Source organism: Methanosarcina vacuolata Z-761 (assembly GCF_000969905.1).
In the GTDB taxonomy this organism is placed as follows: Archaea; Halobacteriota; Methanosarcinia; order Methanosarcinales; family Methanosarcinaceae; genus Methanosarcina; species Methanosarcina vacuolata.
In genome coordinates this window covers 555,770-574,831 of the sequence record NZ_CP009520.1, presented here as the reverse complement: position 1 = coordinate 574,831, position 19,062 = coordinate 555,770, and the positions used below count along the sequence as shown (strand labels likewise).

At 39.4% G+C, this 19,062-nt stretch carries 12 protein-coding genes and 2 tRNA genes; 10 read left to right on the top strand and 4 right to left on the bottom strand.

Translation table 11 applies throughout. From position 1 onward, the window contains the following. Positions 1-178: 178 nt before the first annotated feature. Both MSVAZ_RS20995 and MSVAZ_RS02515 read right to left on the bottom strand, forming a co-directional pair. Positions 179-310: a hypothetical protein gene (locus MSVAZ_RS20995; RefSeq protein ID WP_231592386.1), complete on the bottom strand. Its 132-nt coding sequence runs from the start codon at positions 308-310 to the stop codon at positions 179-181. Between the two features lie 381 nt (positions 311-691). Next, positions 692-1,840: a (Fe-S)-binding protein gene (locus MSVAZ_RS02515; protein WP_048117638.1), complete on the bottom strand. Its 1,149-nt coding sequence runs from the start codon at positions 1,838-1,840 to the stop codon at positions 692-694. Between the two features lie 584 nt (positions 1,841-2,424). Here MSVAZ_RS02515 and MSVAZ_RS02510 point away from each other — a divergent pair. The 4 genes from MSVAZ_RS02510 (at position 2,425) to mutL (ending at position 9,623) form a co-directional block, all read left to right on the top strand. Beyond that, positions 2,425-2,988 (top strand): CDP-alcohol phosphatidyltransferase family protein, encoded by a 564-nt coding sequence (locus MSVAZ_RS02510; RefSeq protein ID WP_198146833.1) that lies wholly within the window; start codon positions 2,425-2,427, stop codon positions 2,986-2,988. 192 nt (positions 2,989-3,180) lie between these two features. Continuing rightward, positions 3,181-3,258 (top strand) — tRNA-Pro (locus MSVAZ_RS02505). A 1,437-nt stretch (positions 3,259-4,695) separates the two neighbouring features. Beyond that, positions 4,696-7,398 (top strand): DNA mismatch repair protein MutS, encoded by a 2,703-nt coding sequence (gene mutS, locus MSVAZ_RS02500; protein WP_048117636.1) that lies wholly within the window; start codon positions 4,696-4,698, stop codon positions 7,396-7,398. Between the two features lie 98 nt (positions 7,399-7,496). Beyond that, positions 7,497-9,623, top strand: coding sequence for a DNA mismatch repair endonuclease MutL (gene mutL, locus MSVAZ_RS02495; RefSeq protein WP_048117633.1), 2,127 nt, complete (start codon positions 7,497-7,499; stop codon positions 9,621-9,623). 293 nt (positions 9,624-9,916) lie between these two features. Here the strand turns inward: mutL and MSVAZ_RS19955 are convergent, their stop codons facing one another. Then, a complete protein-coding gene (locus MSVAZ_RS19955) occupies positions 9,917-10,081 on the bottom strand; it encodes a hypothetical protein (protein ID WP_157205996.1) in 165 nt (54 codons plus the stop codon). Positions 10,082-10,346: 265 nt separating this feature from the next. Between MSVAZ_RS19955 and MSVAZ_RS02490 the strand changes: the two genes are divergently transcribed. From MSVAZ_RS02490 to MSVAZ_RS02480, 3 genes are all read left to right on the top strand, one after another. Beyond that, a complete protein-coding gene (locus MSVAZ_RS02490; RefSeq protein WP_048117630.1) occupies positions 10,347-11,366 on the top strand; it encodes a cobalt-precorrin-5B (C(1))-methyltransferase in 1,020 nt (339 codons plus the stop codon). 28 nt (positions 11,367-11,394) lie between these two features. Further along, positions 11,395-11,982 carry a cobalt-precorrin-7 (C(5))-methyltransferase gene (locus tag MSVAZ_RS02485; protein ID WP_048117627.1) on the top strand — a complete coding sequence of 196 codons (588 nt, stop codon included), beginning with the start codon at positions 11,395-11,397 and terminating at the stop codon, positions 11,980-11,982. A 279-nt stretch (positions 11,983-12,261) separates the two neighbouring features. Beyond that, positions 12,262-13,182, top strand: a complete 921-nt coding sequence (locus tag MSVAZ_RS02480) for a hypothetical protein (RefSeq protein ID WP_198146780.1) — start codon at positions 12,262-12,264, stop codon at positions 13,180-13,182. 223 nt (positions 13,183-13,405) lie between these two features. Here MSVAZ_RS02480 and MSVAZ_RS02475 read toward each other — a convergent pair whose 3' ends face one another. After that, positions 13,406-14,170 carry an A24 family peptidase C-terminal domain-containing protein gene (locus MSVAZ_RS02475; RefSeq protein WP_048117625.1) on the bottom strand — a complete coding sequence of 255 codons (765 nt, stop codon included), beginning with the start codon at positions 14,168-14,170 and terminating at the stop codon, positions 13,406-13,408. A 316-nt stretch (positions 14,171-14,486) separates the two neighbouring features. Between MSVAZ_RS02475 and MSVAZ_RS02470 the strand changes: the two genes are divergently transcribed. The 3 genes from MSVAZ_RS02470 to MSVAZ_RS02460 all read left to right on the top strand — a co-directional run bounded on the left by MSVAZ_RS02470 (position 14,487) and on the right by MSVAZ_RS02460 (position 18,465). Beyond that, positions 14,487-14,560, top strand: a tRNA-Val gene (locus tag MSVAZ_RS02470). Between the two features lie 757 nt (positions 14,561-15,317). Next, positions 15,318-16,268 carry a HamA C-terminal domain-containing protein gene (locus MSVAZ_RS02465; protein ID WP_048117622.1) on the top strand — a complete coding sequence of 317 codons (951 nt, stop codon included), beginning with the start codon at positions 15,318-15,320 and terminating at the stop codon, positions 16,266-16,268. Beyond that, on the top strand, positions 16,261-18,465 hold the full coding sequence (locus MSVAZ_RS02460; protein ID WP_048117618.1) for a DEAD/DEAH box helicase: 2,205 nt from the start codon (positions 16,261-16,263) through the stop codon (positions 18,463-18,465). Before MSVAZ_RS02465 ends, MSVAZ_RS02460 begins: the two co-directional genes overlap by 8 nt. Positions 18,466-19,062 lie beyond the last annotated feature (597 nt).

The following is a 19,062-nucleotide window of genomic DNA, read 5'->3' as shown; positions in this document are numbered from 1 at the left end:
TTGTTGGTTATTCGCATATATATATTTTTCTAAAAATTCTGTAGTGAATTCAGGGGTAGTATTTATAGTTTTTGGTTTTTTGAGTTTTATTTGTATATTGAGGAAGAAAATAAAATTCATATATCAAAAAATATAAATATTAAATATTCAAAATGGATTTTTAGAAAGTTTTTTCTGGTTAAGACTTCCAGTAGCATTCTGGGGAGTCTGCCTTCAGGTTGCGCCCCAAAAGCAAAATTTTGTTGCCCATGGTCGAAAAAGCCGGGATAAGATTTTGCATTGTAGTGGATTTTCCAACCACCTTTTCCATAGATTGCCATATGTCTCAGCTTTTTACCTTTTTCTCTATTTGCGTCCTTTCAAACCATGGAACCGGCAACCGTTGTACCATGTGATAATATATATACCTTATTACTACTTAAAAAAGTAAGTCACCCATAGTTACCTTTATTTGAAAGCTTCGGGAAAAGATTCGTAAAGGGAAAGGATTAGTAAAATAGGCCCTTAATTGCAAAGCTGAAATAAACTACAGAAAGAGCCTTTCATGAGCCACGAGACCTTTTATCATGTAATCGTAGCGAGTTACAGATCCTGCTAGTTACACATCTATCCTGTATGTTGCAAATAACGAAGTTTCTTTTGACAAAAAAGGTAATGAAATCAAAAAGGATATGAGGATTACAAGGTAAGATTACAAGCCCTCGGATTCTCCATATCCCGAAATGCAGAGCCTATAAGCCCTGTTGACGAGTTCCAGCATTCTGGAATCTTCCCTCTCGATTTTTATTCCGCAGGCGAGGGACAGGTATTCGGCAAGGTCAAAAACTTTTATTTTTTCGTCCTGCCCGGCTTCAATAAGATTCTGCATACAGCCCCCGCAGTTAGTGATAATTATATCACAGCCCAGTTTTTCGGCAGCTCTGTAGCGGTCAGAGGCCACATCCAGGGACTCAGATGGGTAATTGACCCTTACTCCACCTCCAAAGCCACAGCAAGCCGAGTTTTTAGGAGTTCCATTGGCAAGCTCGGTGCCCGGAATTTGCTCAAGCACGTCTCTTGCTTCTTGATATACTCCCATTGACCTGGTCAGATGACAGGGGTCATGATAAAAGACTTTATGCTTGAGCACAGCCTCAGGAGTGAGTTTTCCTTCCTTTATAAGAAGCTCAAGGTACTGGGAAACGTGCAACACCTGAAAATCAAGTTTCCCAAAAATTCGAGGGTAGATATCTTTAAATGCCTTAAAACAGCCAGGACAGGCTGTAATAAGAGTTTTAGCCCCCCTTTTTCGGATTTCTTCAATATTTCGCTGTCCGTTCCTGTGGATAGGCCCTGGATCTCCAGCACCCGCAGATACGGCTCCGCAGCAGTATTCGACCCCACTCAGGACAGTGTAATCGACTGCTGCTTTATCCAACAGTGCAATTGCAGACTGTGCCATGATTTTGTTGATATATGTTCCTGCGCAGCCAGGAAAATAAACTACTGAACCTGAACTTTCTTTGTACGCAGGAGTTTCGTCCAGCTCGGCAATCTTCTTAAAAAGATTATTCTCAGCTTCAGGGTCTACCATTGTCTGCCTGTCGGTAAGGCCATGTTCACGGACCCACTTTTGCCTTGCAGGAGAAATAAGTGTTTTTATTCCCAGCCCCACGGGACATGCATTTGTACAGAGCCCACAGGTCAGGCAGCGCAGCAGAGAGCCGGCATCAATGTCCGAATTTCCTTCCAGATATCCGTACAACCGGTTAAACAAACCCAGGTCATTGTAGCGAGGGCAAACCTTAAGGCATTGTCCACATTCTTTACACTCTGATCTGTGCTTTTCTACGATTTCCATTTTTTAACTCCATATCATTTTAAATTCATGCGACTTATTCGTTTTTTAACAGGTGTTTTTTAACAGGTATTTTTAACAGGTATTTTTACAGGTATTTTTAACAGGTATTTTTAATAGGGATCAATAAATCTTCCTTTTTGACAGGAAATCCTTAAAAGTTCCCCCTTGATGTGAATTCTTATAAGTTCGTTCTTGATGAGAAGCCACTCAGAAGCCATAAAAGTCATGAAAATCACTTATAAATCACTGATATATCATAAAACTACTCAGAAGTCACTGTCAAGTTAGTAACTAACTAAAAAATACTTTAAAATCACCAGAAAATCTTTAAAAACTTCCTTTTTGACAAAAACTCTTTTATTGTCCCTGCCTACATTCTGTCTGGAGAAACATCCCAAAACTTCAGGAAGCCCTTAATAACAGATTAAAAGTATGGGCAGGTTTTTTTCCAAAAAAGATAAGCTAATGTTCAACCATACTATCATCTATATGTAGCTATACACGCAGCCAGTAAATGGAAGGGGTTAAATATCTTCGACGAACTCAAAAACAGCGCAAGAAAGCTGATAATTCCCATTGCCCGCCTGATTCCCTTATCTCCGAATACCCTCACGTTGCTGGGTTTCGCCGTAAGCATCGCTGCAGGGGCAGCATTTGCGCTGGGAAAACCTTTTGCAGGCGGTCTTCTTATTCTGTTTAGCGGGGTCTTTGATATCCTTGACGGAGGAGTTGCAAGGGCAAAAGACCGGATGACGCCTTTTGGAGGTGTGCTCGATTCGGTTTGCGACCGGTACTCTGATGGCCTGATGTTCCTAGGAATAATAGCAGGCGCGGTTAACGGCAGGCTTGTCCTTTCCCCGATTGTGCAAATCGAAGGCTGGCTCTGGGCAGGCTTTGCCCTGATAGGCTCCTTCCTGGTAAGCTACACCCGCGCCCGTGCGGAATCCGCAGGTTGCCGGAAACTGTCAGTCGGAATTGCCGAACGTACGGAAAGAATGGTTCTCCTGGCCCTAGGCGGAATTTCAGGTTTTCTAAGCTGGGCTCTGGTACTTGTAGCTGTGTTTTCCCACATCACTATTATCCAGCGAGTCCTTCGGGCAAAAAGCATATTGAGTACGCCTTCTGAAGCTGATCTCCAAAAACCGTAATAGTTCCGATCCTGCTAAGAAATCCAGATAAGGATGACGTCTATGAGTAATGAACTACTGTAAAAAATATAATAAAAAGAATTCACCTACTCTCTTCTACCGATACTCATTTATACTACATATTTGATTACAATAGTTGACGATGGTAAACAAAAAGGAGATTTGCCATTGAGAAAGTACAATCTGCTCTGCGGGGCCGTAGGGTAGCCTGGTCCATCCTGCAAGACTGGGGGTCTTGCGACCTGAGTCCAAATCTCAGCGGCCCCACCAAAATTTAATTTATATGCTAATTTTGATAGACTTTAAACGTTGTTGCATCTATCTCTAGGGCTTCACTTGTTTTTGTTTTCTGGTTCAATTTAGATTCTCTCGTCGTTTTTTCATTGTATTAGAATGGAAATAATCTATTGTATTTTGGACGTTTGGTTTCTACTTGTCATATATAATATTAAACTATCAGGTTAAAGAAAAAATAATAATCTGTTTGTATATTTAGAATAACTAGTCGATAAAAAGTTATATATGCTTATACTTCCAATATACAATTATACGACTCATATATACTTAGAGATAAAATTGACAAAGTCGTCCTGAGTCGTTGATGGAAAACCTGTGTCAAATAAAATTACGATACGTAAAAGTTTTCGCTGGGTGTCGGGGTATTTTTACTAGCGGGTTCGGTATCGTTATAAATCAAAATTGTTTAGAGAGATTACAAAGGGAAGTGATATGCAGTTATATAAAATTCGATTTTGTTTAATATGTGAAAGTTTGCACCTGGAAAATCACCTAGATTACTATCTTAAACTTCAACCTTTTTAGGCAAATATATGCCATGCTGTATCTCTGTGAGATCAGACGATTGCAATTTAATAATATTGCTTTTGTCTGATACTTAAATTTAAGCGCATGTATCGAGACCAAGCGATATTTATGCGCTTAAAAATGCAGAATTTTTACTATGATTTTATGTCAGTAATTATAGGCCCCCAACTTCTGGAAAAGCCTTTGATGAAAATGTTTCAACGCTTCGCTCTTTGAGTTATTTTCCTCTTGTTAATCCTTTACTTTTTTCTTCCAGATCTGGACAGGCGTGCCCTAGAAATCTTTGAAGAGTCACGAAATCACGAAACGATATATGCAAAAATATATTAGTTTCATTGGAATTTCATTGTCTCATTTACTTTCATTGTCTCATTTGCATTCATTATCCCATTCACTTTCATTGGCCCATTTACTTTCATTCACCATCGCTTACCTTATTACTTTGACTCATTCTTTCACGTCTGTAATTTTCCCGTATTTTCTCGATCATTTCCTCATTAGCTTCAATAACAAAAGCACCTATATACCCACATTCCTTGCAGTGGTAAACCGAACCTGCATACCCGCCAACTTCATAATATAAATCTGCGTTTCCGCAGACAGGACAAACTTCTATAAGTTTTTCCTGGCCCAGACCAATTCCTCCTTTAAAATGGCTTTCAATATCGAATTGTTAAATATATATAAGAAGGATGATTTTAATAAAGATGTTGTATCTACTAATCAATATCTAAAGTTATTAGCCAGTATTTAGAGAATCCTGATATAGACATTACCCAGTATCTGAGGAATCCTGAAAAACCCGGAATTTCCAATAAAAATCTCAATTTTATTTTCTCAATTGTATTAACAGAACAATTCAAGGCCTACAGTGAGTAAAAAATGACTGAAATGATGACCCCTGCAATGCGCCAGTACTACGAAGCCAAGCAGGCATATCCTGACACACTTATCTTCTTCCGTATGGGAGACTTCTATGAATCCTTTGGGGAAGACGCAAAAACTATTGCAAAAGAACTGGAGATCACGCTTACAGCCCGTGGCAAAGACAAAGCAGGAGAGAGAATGCCGCTTGCAGGAATACCCTACCATGCAATTGACACTTACCTGCCGAGGCTCATAAATAAAGGGTATAAAGTGGCAATTTGCGAACAGCTTGAAGACCCGAAAAAGGCGAAGGGAATTGTAAAGCGAGGGGTTGTAAGGGTAGTCACACCCGGCACGGCGATTGATTCGTCCATGTTTTCAGATGCCTCAAACAATTACCTCATGGCAGTCGCTGGGCGAGAAATCGGAAACTCCGGAAAGAATGCCGAAACCGAATTTGAAATTGGAGTGTCGTTTCTCGATATTTCCACAGGTGAATTCCTTACAACGCAGTTCAGAGACTCGGAAAATTTTGAAAAGCTTCTAAGCGAGCTTGCTCGCATGCGGCCGTCCGAATGTATTTTGCCTTCATCCCTGTATAGAAATCCAGACCTTACTGAACGGCTGAGAGCCCAAACTATTGTGCAGGAATTTGCCCCCGATATTTCAGGAGCAAAGGAAGCCGGAGAAAAATTGAAAACCCATTTTAGAGTTGCAACTCTTGAAGGCATGGGTTGTGAGAACCTGGATTTTGCAGTGTACTCGGCATGGGCCGCCCTGGAATATGCACAGACTACACAGCTGCGGGAGCTTACCCATATCAATACCCTGAGAACCTACTCAAATTCCGAATTTATGATCCTTGATTCCGTAACCCTGCGGAATCTCGAAATTGTTAAAAACGTGCGAGATGAAGGAGACGAAAATTCCCTATACCGCATTCTGAATAGCACGAAAACGCCGATGGGAAGCCGTACCCTGAAAAAGTGGCTTTTGAAACCCCTACTTTCCGTGGAAAAAATCAACCATCGTCTAGATGCTGTTGAAGAACTGACAGCAAAGCCTCTGCTCCGCTACGATCTCCGGAACTGGCTTTCAGATGTCAGGGATATAGAACGCCTCGTAGGCAGGGTAGTATATGGGAACTCAAACGCAAGGGACCTTGTAGCCCTGAAAAAATCCCTTGAAGCTCTGCCTCCTGTCCGGGATTCCCTTATAGAAAACATTGAATCCGCAATTTTAAATGATATTGCAGTAGGGCTTGCATCGTTTTCCGAGCTTGAAAATTTGGCTGAAATGATAGATAGAGCAATAGTTGACGAGCCGCCTATCTCAGTTCGGGAAGGAGGCATGATAAAGTCGGAATATAGTGCAGAACTCGCTGAACTCAAGGATATTGCGAGCAACAGCAAGCAGTGGATTGCAAATTTTCAGCAGAAGGAAAGAGAAAGAAGTGGCATAAAGTCCCTGAAAGTGGGATATAATAAGGTTTTTGGGTATTATATAGAGGTAACCAATGCCAACAGTAGCCAGGTTCCTGACGATTACATCAGAAAACAAACCATGTCAAATGCCGAGCGCTTTTTTACCCCTGAACTCAAGGAAAAAGAGAGCCTTATCCTGACAGCCAATGAAAAAGCTATAGCTCTCGAGTATGAAATCTTTACAGAAATTGTGCGGACACTTTCAGCCCATTCAAGAGAACTTCAGGAAACAGCCGAAAGAATAGGCACGCTTGATGTCCTTGCAGATCTCGCTGAAATCGCAGAAAATAACAATTATATCAGGCCCCAGCTTACGGATGACTGCAAGATTCTTATCCGGGATGGGAGGCATCCGGTAGTTGAAAACACTGTACATGGCGGCTTTGTCCCGAACGATACAGAAATTGACTGCAAGGAAAACCAGTTTTTGCTGGTAACAGGACCGAATATGGCAGGCAAGTCCACTTACATGCGCCAGACTGCGCTTATAGCTATTATGGCTCAGGTCGGTTCTTTTGTTCCTGCATTCTATGCTTCAATAGGGATTATTGACCAGGTCTTTACAAGAATTGGGGCATTTGACGACCTCGCAAGTGGACAGAGCACCTTTATGGTAGAAATGGTTGAGCTTGCAAATATCCTGAATAATGCAAGCCCAAGAAGCCTTGTACTTCTTGATGAGATCGGCAGGGGAACGAGTACCTATGATGGGTATAGCATTGCAAAAGCTGTTGTGGAATTCCTGCATAACAGAGGAAAAGTAGGAGTAAGGGCTCTATTTGCAACTCATTACCACCAGCTCACAGCCCTTGAAGAGAAATTAAAAAGGGTCAAAAATTATCATGTTGCAGTAAAAGAAGAAGGTCATGAGTTAGTTTTCCTGCGAAAGATCGTGCCGGGTGCAACAGACAGGAGTTATGGAATCCAGGTTGCAAGACTTGCAGGCGTCCCGGAAAAGGTAATAGAAAGGGCAAATGAAATTCTTAAAGAACTCGAAAGAGAGAACGTGCTCGAAGAGGTTGAAGACGGCAAGAACGGAAAAAAGAGAAAAAGCAAGGCTACAGCGCGTTATACCCAGATGATGCTTTTTGACCCTGGAGACAGCGGCGGAAATCCAGCAAAGGTAGACAGGCCCAGCCCTGTAGAAACAGCTCTTAGAAAACTGAATGTGGAAGAAATGACGCCAATAGAAGCCCTGAACAAGCTTCATGAGCTCAAAAGGCTGCTGGATTGACTGGGCTAAGGGTCGATTAGGGATCAATTAATTGCTGGATTAAAGGTCGAGTAAAGTATGTCCAATGAATATTTTTCGGGTCTGGACGGAGTAAAGGAATGATGGAAGAACATATTGAAGGGAAGAAAAAAGATAAGGGAAATAAAATTCGGCTCCTTGATAAAGATACGATAAACAAAATCGCGGCCGGAGAGGTAATTGAACGACCTGCATCCGTAGTAAAAGAGCTGATAGACAACTCAATCGATGCAGGAGCTACGGACATCCGCATCGAAGTCGAAAAAGGTGGAAAACGCTCCATTCTTGTCCGGGACAACGGGTGCGGGATGGGCAGGGAAGATGCCTTGCTTGCATATAAAAAGCATGCAACTAGCAAGCTCACACGGATTGAAGATCTCGATACTATTTCTACAATGGGCTTCAGGGGAGAGGCTCTTTCGTCTATTACAGCGGTTGCAAAGGTGGAGATACTTACCCGGCCTCCGGAAGAAATTACAGGTACCAGAATAGTAATCAATGGGGGAAAAGTTCTGGAAACTTCGGATGCAGGCACGGCCCCAGGTACGTCTGTGCATGTAAAAGACCTGTTTTACAATACTCCGGCAAGGCAGAAATACCTCAAAAGTGACCGTACCGAGCTTGCCCATATTACAGAGACGGTAACGCAGCTTGCTCTGGCAAATCCGCATATTTCCTTTACTCTGCTCAGTGAAGAAAAGCCAGTCATAAGAAATGCGGGCTCAAGTGAGTCTTTCAAAAGTATTGTAAATCTTCTGGGCCCGGATACTGCTCGTTCAATGCTCCCCCTGGAGTACAGGACAGAAGATTTTGAAATCTTTGGGTACATTTCAAAGCCTGAAAACACTCGAAGAGAAAGCGACCAGATTTTCCTGTTCGTAAATACCCGCCCTGTAACCTCAAGAGCCGTCAATAAAGCTATTCGAGAAGGATATTATACCAAAATTCCAAAAGAGCGCTATCCTGTGGCGGTGCTCTCTCTTATTGTTGATCCTGGGGAAGTAGACGTTAATGTACACCCCCGAAAAGCCGAGGTGCGTTTCAGCCGGGAGAAAGAGCTTGGGGATGCGGTCACATTTGCAATCGAAAAAGTACTCTCCGAAAATGCTCTGGCTCCTGAAATTCGGGAAAAAAGAGAAAGGGCTTTTCAGAAAACCTTCGATGTTTCAGGTTCTTCAGATAGATTGCAGGTCTCCGAAGCTGCGGAAATTTTTGGAAGGAAGGACGCTGGAAAGGCCACCGGGATTCGGGAGAACGGGAGTCAGGAGAGCAGGATTCGGGAAAAAGGGATTCAGGAGAACGGAATTCTGGAAACTGGCCTTCCTGAAAGAGCCAAAAGTATGAGAGATAAGGCTGAGAACTATGTTTATCCGGTAAAAGATACCGAGAGGAGGCTAAAACGCTCCGAGCGCCTTCTGGACTTTACCGCAGAAGGAAGAACACAGGAAATCTCAGGTGATAAAAAGCTGGATAACAAAATAGAGAAGGAAAGGGAGAAAGAAGGAGATATTAAAAGAAAAGTAACAGATGTTCAAGAAAATGAAATTGAAAAAACAGGTTCGGAAGAGAAGAAATTTGAGGGGATAAATGCCGAAAAGATGCAAAAGCCGATACAAAAACCGAACACGGATTCTTTTGAAAACCTGAGGATTATAGGGCAGGTATCTAAGCTGTATATCCTTGCCGAAAGGGGAGAAGACCTTGTGCTTATCGACCAGCATGCTGCTCACGAGAGAATTCTTTACGAACAGGTCTTGAAAATGAAAAAGTCCAGGGTGCAGGAGTTGATCACACCTATAACCATAGACCTTACACCTAAAGAAAAAGTGCTTATGGAAGAGTACATTCCTTATCTGGAAGATTACGGTTTCGGGATTTCAGAATTCGGGGACAATACATACGTAGTCACCTTCGTACCCGAGGTCTTCGGCCGGCTTGAAGACCCTGAGGTTATCCATGACATAGTTTCGGACCTTTTAGCCTCAGGAAAAGTTAAAAAAGATACAGGAATTTCGGAAAAGATCTGCAAGACCCTCGCATGCAGAGCTGCAATCAAAGGTGGAGCTGCCTGCAGCACCAGACAGATGGAAGAGCTAATAGAACAGCTTAAGAAAGCTGAAAATCCTTACTCCTGTCCACACGGCAGGCCCACTGTGATCACATTTACTAAAGGGGAACTGGACCGCATGTTTGCAAGAATCCAGTAAAAAGGGCTGTAACCTGAAAAACCAGTGTTTCGGTTTTTATTTATATATTGGAGTTTAATTCTACCTAGATTTTCAGAATTAAGTCTGATAGTGCCCTTTCCATTTAACCTGATTGTGTTAGAGTGGTGAATATATAATCCAAAGAGAGATTTGTTTCAGCGAAGTTAGAAAATGCAGTTGGGAGACAAAAATATGAGGATTCTATGGAAATATTATAGAGATATATAACTGGCATATTCGTAATCAATCAATATATTTCTATATTGAAAGATCATCCTTAGTTTCCTATATATTTATATAATAGAACTTAAGATGTAGTAGTGTGCCAGGCAAGTGCCGGCATCTGAAAAGGCATCATTCCCGAGAATATTTTTCACACACCAACCCCAACACCCCATAGGAAGAACGACTCCCCAATCGTTCCAGAATCCAGGAAAAACCCCATTTCCAAAAAACAAATCCCCACTCCTGGAATGATGCCACCTCTTTTCTATCTTTTTTCGATTTTTTTTCTACTTCTTTTCTATCTTTTATCTATACCTTTGATGTCAGTTACTTTTATCATGTGCAGTAAAACCAGAAAATATGGCAAGGCTTATACAAAAAACCAATCGGGTTTTTCCGATATAGGTAACTAAGGCATAGAAGCGAAAGCCAAAGTGCTTTAGCCATTGGTAATTGATGTCAATACATTTATAATAAAAAACCTCCGAGTATTCTTCCATGATAGATCCTGTTAACAATTTCAAGATCCCTGAAGAATGGATTGTCCGTACCGGGCTTGCCAGGGAAGAACTTGAAACAAAAGTAGCATCCGGGATGATTGTGGTTCTGAGTGACGGGTCTATCCTCAAACGAGGATACACTACAGGAACCACAGCAAGTGCTGCTGCAAAAGCCGCGGTCCTTTCCCTTAAGAAAACGGTTCATAGCGTATCTGTTCCGACTCCTGTGGGATTGAGAGCACAGCTTGAGGTCAGCGAAGCCTCTCAGGGGCGTGCAGTTGTGAAAAAGATTCAAAACGACCACGAATCCGATATTACCCGGGGGCTTGAATTTGTGGGAGAAGCCAGGGAAGCTGAAGGAATCCGAATTCTCGGAGGAAGAGGCATAGGAATTGTCAGAAGGGACGGGCTACAGGTTCCAAAAGGCCAGCCAGCTATTAACCCAAAACCAATGGAACAGATAAAGGCCGCAGTGCAGGAAGCCGTAGAAGAACTGGGCTTGAGAGGAGCCGAGGTTACAATCTCAATTCCGGACGGAGAGAAAACCGGAAAAGAAACCCTGAACAGCAGGATAGGGGTTGAAGGCGGAATTTCCGTACTTGGAAGTACAGGCTTTGTTGAGCCCTGGAATGACCACCTTGGAGAAATGAGAGGAGACCTGATACGCTGCACGGACAGAGTGGTCCTGACGACAGGCCGGATAGGAATGCGTTACTCTCATATGCTTTTTCCTGATTATACAGTCGTTATGATCGGAAGCAGGATTTCGGAAGGGCTTGATTACGCTTCTGGTGATATAATTATCTGCGGGCTTCCAGGCCTTGTCCTTAAATGGGGAAACCCTGAGATGCTTGAAGGCAGCGGATATGCAACCGTTGTCGAGATGCTTAAAAAAGCGCCTGAACATATGCGCCTGAAAGAGGCCTTCGAGATGGCAATCGAGAAAGGAAAAGGCGCAAGAATCGTGGTAATCGACAGGGATGGATCTGTCCTGATGGACAGTAAGAATGAAAGTTAATTAAGACAGGAAAAGGGGAAGAAAAATAATGATTGTCGTAGGAGTCGGAGTAGGGCCCGGAATGCTTACGGAAGAAGGAATAAAGGCTATAAGGAAAGCTTCTGTGGTTTATGGCGCGAAAAGAGCCCTTGAGATTGCCCGGGAGTATATTGAATGTGAAGCAAAACCGATTAAGGACTATAAGTCGCTTCATCTCCTACCAGCCGATGCAGTCGTCCTGTCTACAGGCGATCCTATGTTTTCAGGGCTCGGAAAATTCGCAGGAGAGAAAGACACAGTCATACCCGGGATTTCCTCGATGCAGGTGGCCTGTGCGCGTACAAAAGTGAACCTGACCAACCTCTGCGCAATCACAGCCCATGGCAGGGACTCGGAGCCTGCAAAAGCCGAATTGATCCAGGAATTAAAGAACGGAAGAAATATCTTCCTCCTGCCGGAAGAAAACTTTGGCTCACTTGAGGTTGCAGAAATCCTTAAAGAGATGGGTATTGAAGCTGAACTTTATACCTGCGAAAACCTCGGCTATCCTGAAGAAAGAATTGTAAAAGGCACGCCTGAAAATCCGCCGTTTCCGGAAACGATTCTTTACGGGCTGCTTGTTGTGCAAAAAAGGTAATTCTTTGAAGAGCAAAGAGCGTCGCAGCGTTGTATAAAAAATGTCGAGATTAACTCTTAAAAACATTATTACTTTTTAAAAAACATTATTACTTTTTAAAAAACATTATTACTTATTACCAATAAATTCCTTTACTATTTTTGTATAATTAAATAGCAAGGCAATGTTCATATTGTAGTAGACATAATTAATAATTTTAGTGAGTGCTGAGTAAATTCACTTTTTCCGATAGTAACGTCATCTTACAAAAGAATAATAAGTAATGCCTGGGGGATTATCATGAGCCTTGCCAGTAAAATTTCTGGAATTAAATTTATTGGATTGCTAATCACTATTTTATTTATCTCTACATCGGGGTGTAGTTCAAACTCGGATGCGGATAATTCAAACGCCAGTGAAAATTCACAGTTAGTAGTATTTGCAAATAATGCGACTACAAAATCAAACGTAACTGGCCCAAACAACAATATTATAGCTGCGGAAATTGAAAATGACGAACCGATGTCGAGCTCGGCAAAGGTCATTTATCTCCATCACAGCACCGGCGGGGTCATCTGGGACGGTGGGGTAGACACTAAGATTGCGAATTACAACACCAATCACGGCACAAACTACAGTATAACACAAATGGAATTCCCGAAATCACGCCCTTATGGATGGAATAACTATCCTTACGATTATTGGAACATCTGGGTAAACCATGCCGGTGCTTCTGCCTATAAGAAAGAACCGACCCTGGAGATGCTGACTCAGACTTATGATGTCATCGTCTGGAAGCACTGCTTCCCGGTCAGCAGCGTTGTTGCCGATACCGGTTCTCCGGATATAACTTCCAGTGTCAAAAGTGAAGAGAATTATAAGCTGCAATACAACGCCCTGAAAGCAAAGATGCATGAGTTTCCGAATAACCGCTTTATCGTTTGGACCGGTCCAGCTCTAGTCGAAAGTGAGACCAATGTCGAAGAAGCAAAGAGAGCAAGAGACTTTGCAAACTGGGTCAAGACGACCTGGGATGAACCCGGGGATAATATCTATATCTGGGATTTCCGCGAGCTGGAAACCGGAGGCGGGCTATACCTCTTGCCGGAAAATGCCGTATCCACTTCGAATTCTCACCCTAATTCCACTTTTGCCGCTACCGCCGCTCCACTGATCGGCCAGCGTATCATTGATGTCATAGAAGGGCGCGGTGATGATTAGTTTTATTCCAAAGCCTGACCATCCTTTATCATAAAACGATTTGTAAGGAGTTAGATATCCAGGTGTAAAAAATAATTCCTCTCTCAAGGGATTATTTTCTTTACCACCGCGATTAAACAAAGAACCAATCGGAATAGAAATGCCTACCAGATTACCACTTACTCAATAAGATGTGTTTTCAAAACATCAAGGTTTTCAATTTTATCAAAACACACCACGAAGTTTAACTTACAATGAGGCGCATGACCGTATAAAATATCAAATCTCCAAAAAAAACAGCAGTAATAAACCCGGCTGTAATTGAAAGCATGAACGGCAGGCCGGGAGTAACCCAGATATCTTTCTCAATCAAACCTTTTTTCAGATACTCCTCAAGTTCCGGTTTCTGGTCCGCATCGAAGTTGAGACCTCCACGGGCAAATGTTTTTTTGAGGCTTCCACTTTCGTCAAGCTCAAATTTTTCAAGCAGGCCAAGGTGTTTCTTGTACTTCAGGGAAGAAATCTCTGTCCGGTATCCTATAAACATGTAAAGCGGATTTTTGATCATCTCAGGCGAGAAATGCAGGAGATTGTGGCAGAACATCCCGAGAGGGACAAGCGTTGTCATCAGGAGAGCATTTCCCAGTACCGTAAAGGCGAAAATCCCGATTGGTGGAACCCCGAGCAGGGGATATGTATTTCCTGAATAGCTAAACACCGGATAAGAAGGAAAAAGGATGGAAAGCACGATCAACCCCTTTGCATCCCCGCCTCCGAAAGCCCCAAACTGGAAAAGGAGATAGACGGCCGTAAAAACAAGAACTCCTGATAAAAGAAGAGGCATAAGGTAGGAAAGTCCGTCTGTGAAAATTTCATAAAAAACGAACCCCGAACCCGATGCAAGCATATATTTCCAGACCTTATTTGAGACCCTGCGGGAATTAAGGTCAGAATAACACGAGTACAGTAAGAAGGGAATGCTGAAGAGTATTTTGAGGATTTCTATCATTTCAACCCTACAATTAAATTAGTTTATAGAGTTATTTACATCTGTAACTTATTTAATTTGTGTGGTGTGTGTTCGAAAATTTCCTGTAGAGAAACTGAAGATTTCACTCCCTACATAAAGTATTAGCAGAGTGAAAAAAGGCTGAAAAGGGCTTGATAAAGAGATCGAAAAAAACTGAAATCCAGACCAAGCAAAATAGAATAACAATTTCATAACGCGGCGGGGCAGCCCCTACCATCGTTAACAAGCGATAAGCTTATACATAAGAAGTTCTATTTTATGGTGCTTATTCCTTTTTAAATTTCAAAAACAACATGGGCTCGTGGTCTAGACGGTTATGACGTCGCCTTCACACGGCGGAGGTCCTGAGTTCGAATCTCAGCGGGCCCACTCTCTTTTATATCCTTATTTTCTGATTCTAAGAACGTATTAACCTTCTTTTTGAATGCTTCTATTCTTGCTTCAAAGTCAGATTTGCCTTCAGGTTGCACAACTTTAAATTCACAGTTAATCTCTTCTTCAAAAGCAATTAAATAAACAGGTTTACTATTATATTCTGTTTTGAAAATATGAGCAGTTTCTCCAGCAAGGTTTACTTCCGATCGTGGAAGCCTCACTAAAGGATATGTAATCTCTGGTTTTACCTTATGTTTCATGACTTTATATTTTCCTAATAATTTCATTTCTCTACCTCATAATATCAAATAAAAGGTTACTAAATGTTTATGTAACCTCCCATTCTTTCGATTATAATATTAGAATCGAGGAAAAACAGTGCAAATATTTATTACTCTCAATCTAATTTTTACTTTAATCCTATACTCTTTGAGACTATATTTCGCTATGAAGAAATCATTTAAGATGATAAGTCTCGATTAGTTTGAATTGTCCGATTAATCTATTTTTGATTAATCTGCAGCCTATTGAAACTTACTTAGATGGGTTTCTACGGAGCTCAAATGTAATATTTTTTACATATTTTGAAAACTATCTATTTTTGTCTTTGAATGTAATCCTCCTTATCCATATACTCTCTTTTCTGATTTTTGTATTTATGAAAAATATAGTAAGTTATTTATTCAATAGTTACTTTCGAATAATTATTTTATAAGCTTTAAGATTTGCTTCCAAGAACCTGAGGACTAATATGGAAAAGAAAAAGCCATTTAATTCAGCAAAAATTATTGAAGAAAGAATTTCCGAAGCGAATCTTAAGACTTATTTGGTTGGATTTGATATTGATGATAATAACGAAAGCAAATATCGTTGGAAGGAATTAGTTAATTTGCTTCAAAATGTAATATTTGAGTTCGCATTTGGTTATCACTTAGAACCAGATAAGACTAAGCTTATAGATCAATTATCTGACGCCGCAAAATCTATTTACAAAATTGAGGAATTCAAAAAAGCTAAAGAGATATACGTTGATAATTGCAGTTTCATTGATGACAGCGATGAACAGAGAAAAAGTTTTTTGAAAAGAGGAGAGTTCGGAGAATTAATATTACATCTTATATTACGTGATTTTCATAGCACTGTTCCTCTCTTATCAAAAATATATTTTAAAGATTCATATGGGGTTCCGGTTCATGGCTTTGACGCTGTTCATATTCAGCCAGAAAATAAAACTATGTGGTTAGGAGAATCAAAATTATATATGGACGGTAAAAAAGGTGTAGAAGCCTTAATTAAGGACATAAAAGAACATTTCCAGCGTGACTATCTTAACAATGAGTTTGTAATCATATCAAAAAAGATTGAGCCTTATGATAACATTCCAGAAAAAGAAGAATGGCTAGAATTGATGGATGGAAAAAGTAAGCTAAAAGATGTTTTAAGTTCTATAACCATTCCGTTGCTTTGTACATACTCAAGTGATAATTTTACAAAGTATGACGATGAAAATCAAAGTGAATTTATAGAAAGTTATGAAAAAGAGGTTAGAAACTTAAAAAATAATTTTGATAACATAAATGATCATCCTCTTAAGAGTAATTTAAATATTGTGTTGCTACTTTTTCCAGTTCCATGTAAAAATGAGTTAATTAAAAGGTTGCATAAGAAATTGTACACTTTACAGGAATTAAAAGATGAGTGAAGCCAGTCCTAAATTAATTGACGAGATTATAGATCAGATAAGAAACTCTGAAAGTATAGGATTAGAGGAAAGTTTTCAGTTTGCAAAAGATTGCTCCGAATTATTGAGAGGAAATGAATCTGAGCAACAATACGGCAGAAAAGTAATTATAAATATTCTAGATAACTGCGGAAAATTAGAGAGTTCAACGTATGATATTTGGGCTGATTTAGTAGAAGCGGCTGGATTTTATCCTTATTTAGAAAAAGAAAAATGTATTTTACAAATTAAAAACACGGGAGAAAAAATAAGAAAAGAGTTTCATTTTTGTTATGATCTAGATAAATATTTCCATGAACAACAAAAAGCATTGAGTGAACTATTAAGAAGTGACAAAAATGTAATAGTTAGTGCACCAACAAGTTTTGGAAAAAGTCTACTCATCGAAGAAATTGTGGCATCTAAAAGGTACAAAAACATAGTAGTTATTCAGCCAACACTTGCACTTTTAGATGAAACAAGAAGAAAATTATTCAAGTACACAAAAGATTATAGGATTATTATACGGACATCTCAGAAATATGTGGAAGAGGGAAGGAATTTATTTTTACTAACTGCAGAAAGAGTTATGGAGTATCAAAACCTTCCAAACATTGACTTTTTCATTATTGACGAGTTTTACAAGTTAAGTGCAAGAAGAGATGATGAACGCTCAGATATCTTAAATAATGCTTTTAATTTGTTAGTAAATAAACATAAAAGTAGATTTTACTTATTAGGGCCAAATATTGAAGGTATTTCAGAAGGATTTACCGAAAAATACAATGCAAAGTTCTTTAAAACAAACTATGGTCTAGTTGATTGTGTAACTGTTGATTGCTATTCGGAGAAATTTGGAGAACGGGGGAAAAAGGGATTATTAAAAGAAAAAGAATTGTTTGAACTGCTTTTAAAGTTACGAGATGAGCAGAGTCTAATATATTGCGCTTCTCCTAATCGGGCAAGAAGTTTATCCAAAAAATTCCAAGAATATCTAGTGAGAAAAGAAGTCATATTTCCTGAAAAGCGACTTAGCATAATTGAGTGGCTGAAAGAGAATATAAACGAGCAGTGGGACTTTATTGATTGTCTTAAATATGGTATAGGAATACATGACGGTGCTTTACCCAAACATATAACCGCTACAGTAATAAAATACTTCAATGAAAAAAAGTTGAATTATTTGTTCTGTACAACTACAATTATTGAAGGTGTGAATACAAGTGCTAAAAATGTTATTTTCTTTGACTCACACAAAGGGAATAAAAAAAGTATTGATTTTTTTGATTATTCAAATATAAAGGGTAGAGCTGGTAGAATGATGGAACACTATGTTGGGAGAATTTATAATTTCAATAAACCAATTGCGGAAGAGAAAATAATAATTGATATTCCTTTTTTTGAGCAGAATCCTGTTTCTGATGAAATTCTTGTCCAAATTAATGATAAAGATATTAAATACAAAAATACTAATCAATATAAAGAGCTAAAAAATCTTCCGTTAGAAGAAAAGGAATTATTCAAAAAAAATGGTGTTTCAATAAAAGGACAAAAGCAAATACTGGACTTTTTGATGGAAAATATTAATCAATGTTACTCATTAATTTACTGGAAAGGGTATCCGACATATGAACAATTAAGATTTACTATTTCTCTAGCTTGGGCCTTTTTGTTGAAGTCTGGTGAGTCTGGTAGTCCAATGACCAGTAAGAAATTGGTAAAAGTTACTTATGATTACGGACTACATCAAAATATGAATTATCTTATAAAATCTGAATTTACTTATTTGGCTTCAACAAATAAGAATAAAACAAAAAATGAAATTTTAAACGCTGCAATTCAAAATCAGTTTCAAATCCAAAGGCATTGGCTTCATTATAAAGTACCAAAGTGGTTAAATGTAATTAATGAGTTGCAGAAATATGTTTGTGAAAAAAAAGCATTAGATCCTGGGAATTATTTGTATTATGCAACACAGATAGAAAATGATTTTATACCTGATCATCTTTCGATTCTTGCTGAATACGGAGTTCCTACATCTGCAATCAACAAACTGAAATCTAAAGTTCCGAATGAGATTCCGGAAGATCAACTACTAGAAACTATTGTTAAAAACTCATTTTATAAGGTAAATTTGTTAGAATATGAAAAGGAAAAATTATTGGAGAATTTCACTTAATTTCTCATTTTTCTGCTCTCTTTTATCAAATTATATATTAAAAGGTCTTCATTAGTGATCTTAACATAATTATGGGATTATAAAATTATTTTTCTTTATATATTGAGCTCATCCCAAAACTCAAAATTGCTTCTCTGGATCTCGTATTATGAATAATCAATCGGGTTTCTAATAATGGAAATTAGTTCTGAAATCTTACTGATTTGAGAATAAAATTGGTTTTGGGATGAGCTCTATCAGTATTCTGTTTATTTGAGTCCTTGTTCAATGAGAAAGAAAGGTCTATTGTATTTTGGCTCGTCAAACACGGTTCATGTGTCGCGCATTCCCCAGTCTTCATACGGGAGAGATCCTGAGTTTGAATCTCAGCGGGCCCACTTTATTATGATTAAGAAGTTTCTGATTTAGAGATTCAGGTTTTATAGACTTTCTTTCCTGATATTTCCATTGTTATTCAAGAATTTCTTATGCAAAAAAGTCAAAATGCCTGCTAACAAAAGCATGGTCAAGATTTTTGATTTTATGAATAAAATAACATTTTTCTTGCTATCCTTTTTGGAGAATTACTCTGAATTTTAGTTAATTTTGGACTTTTGC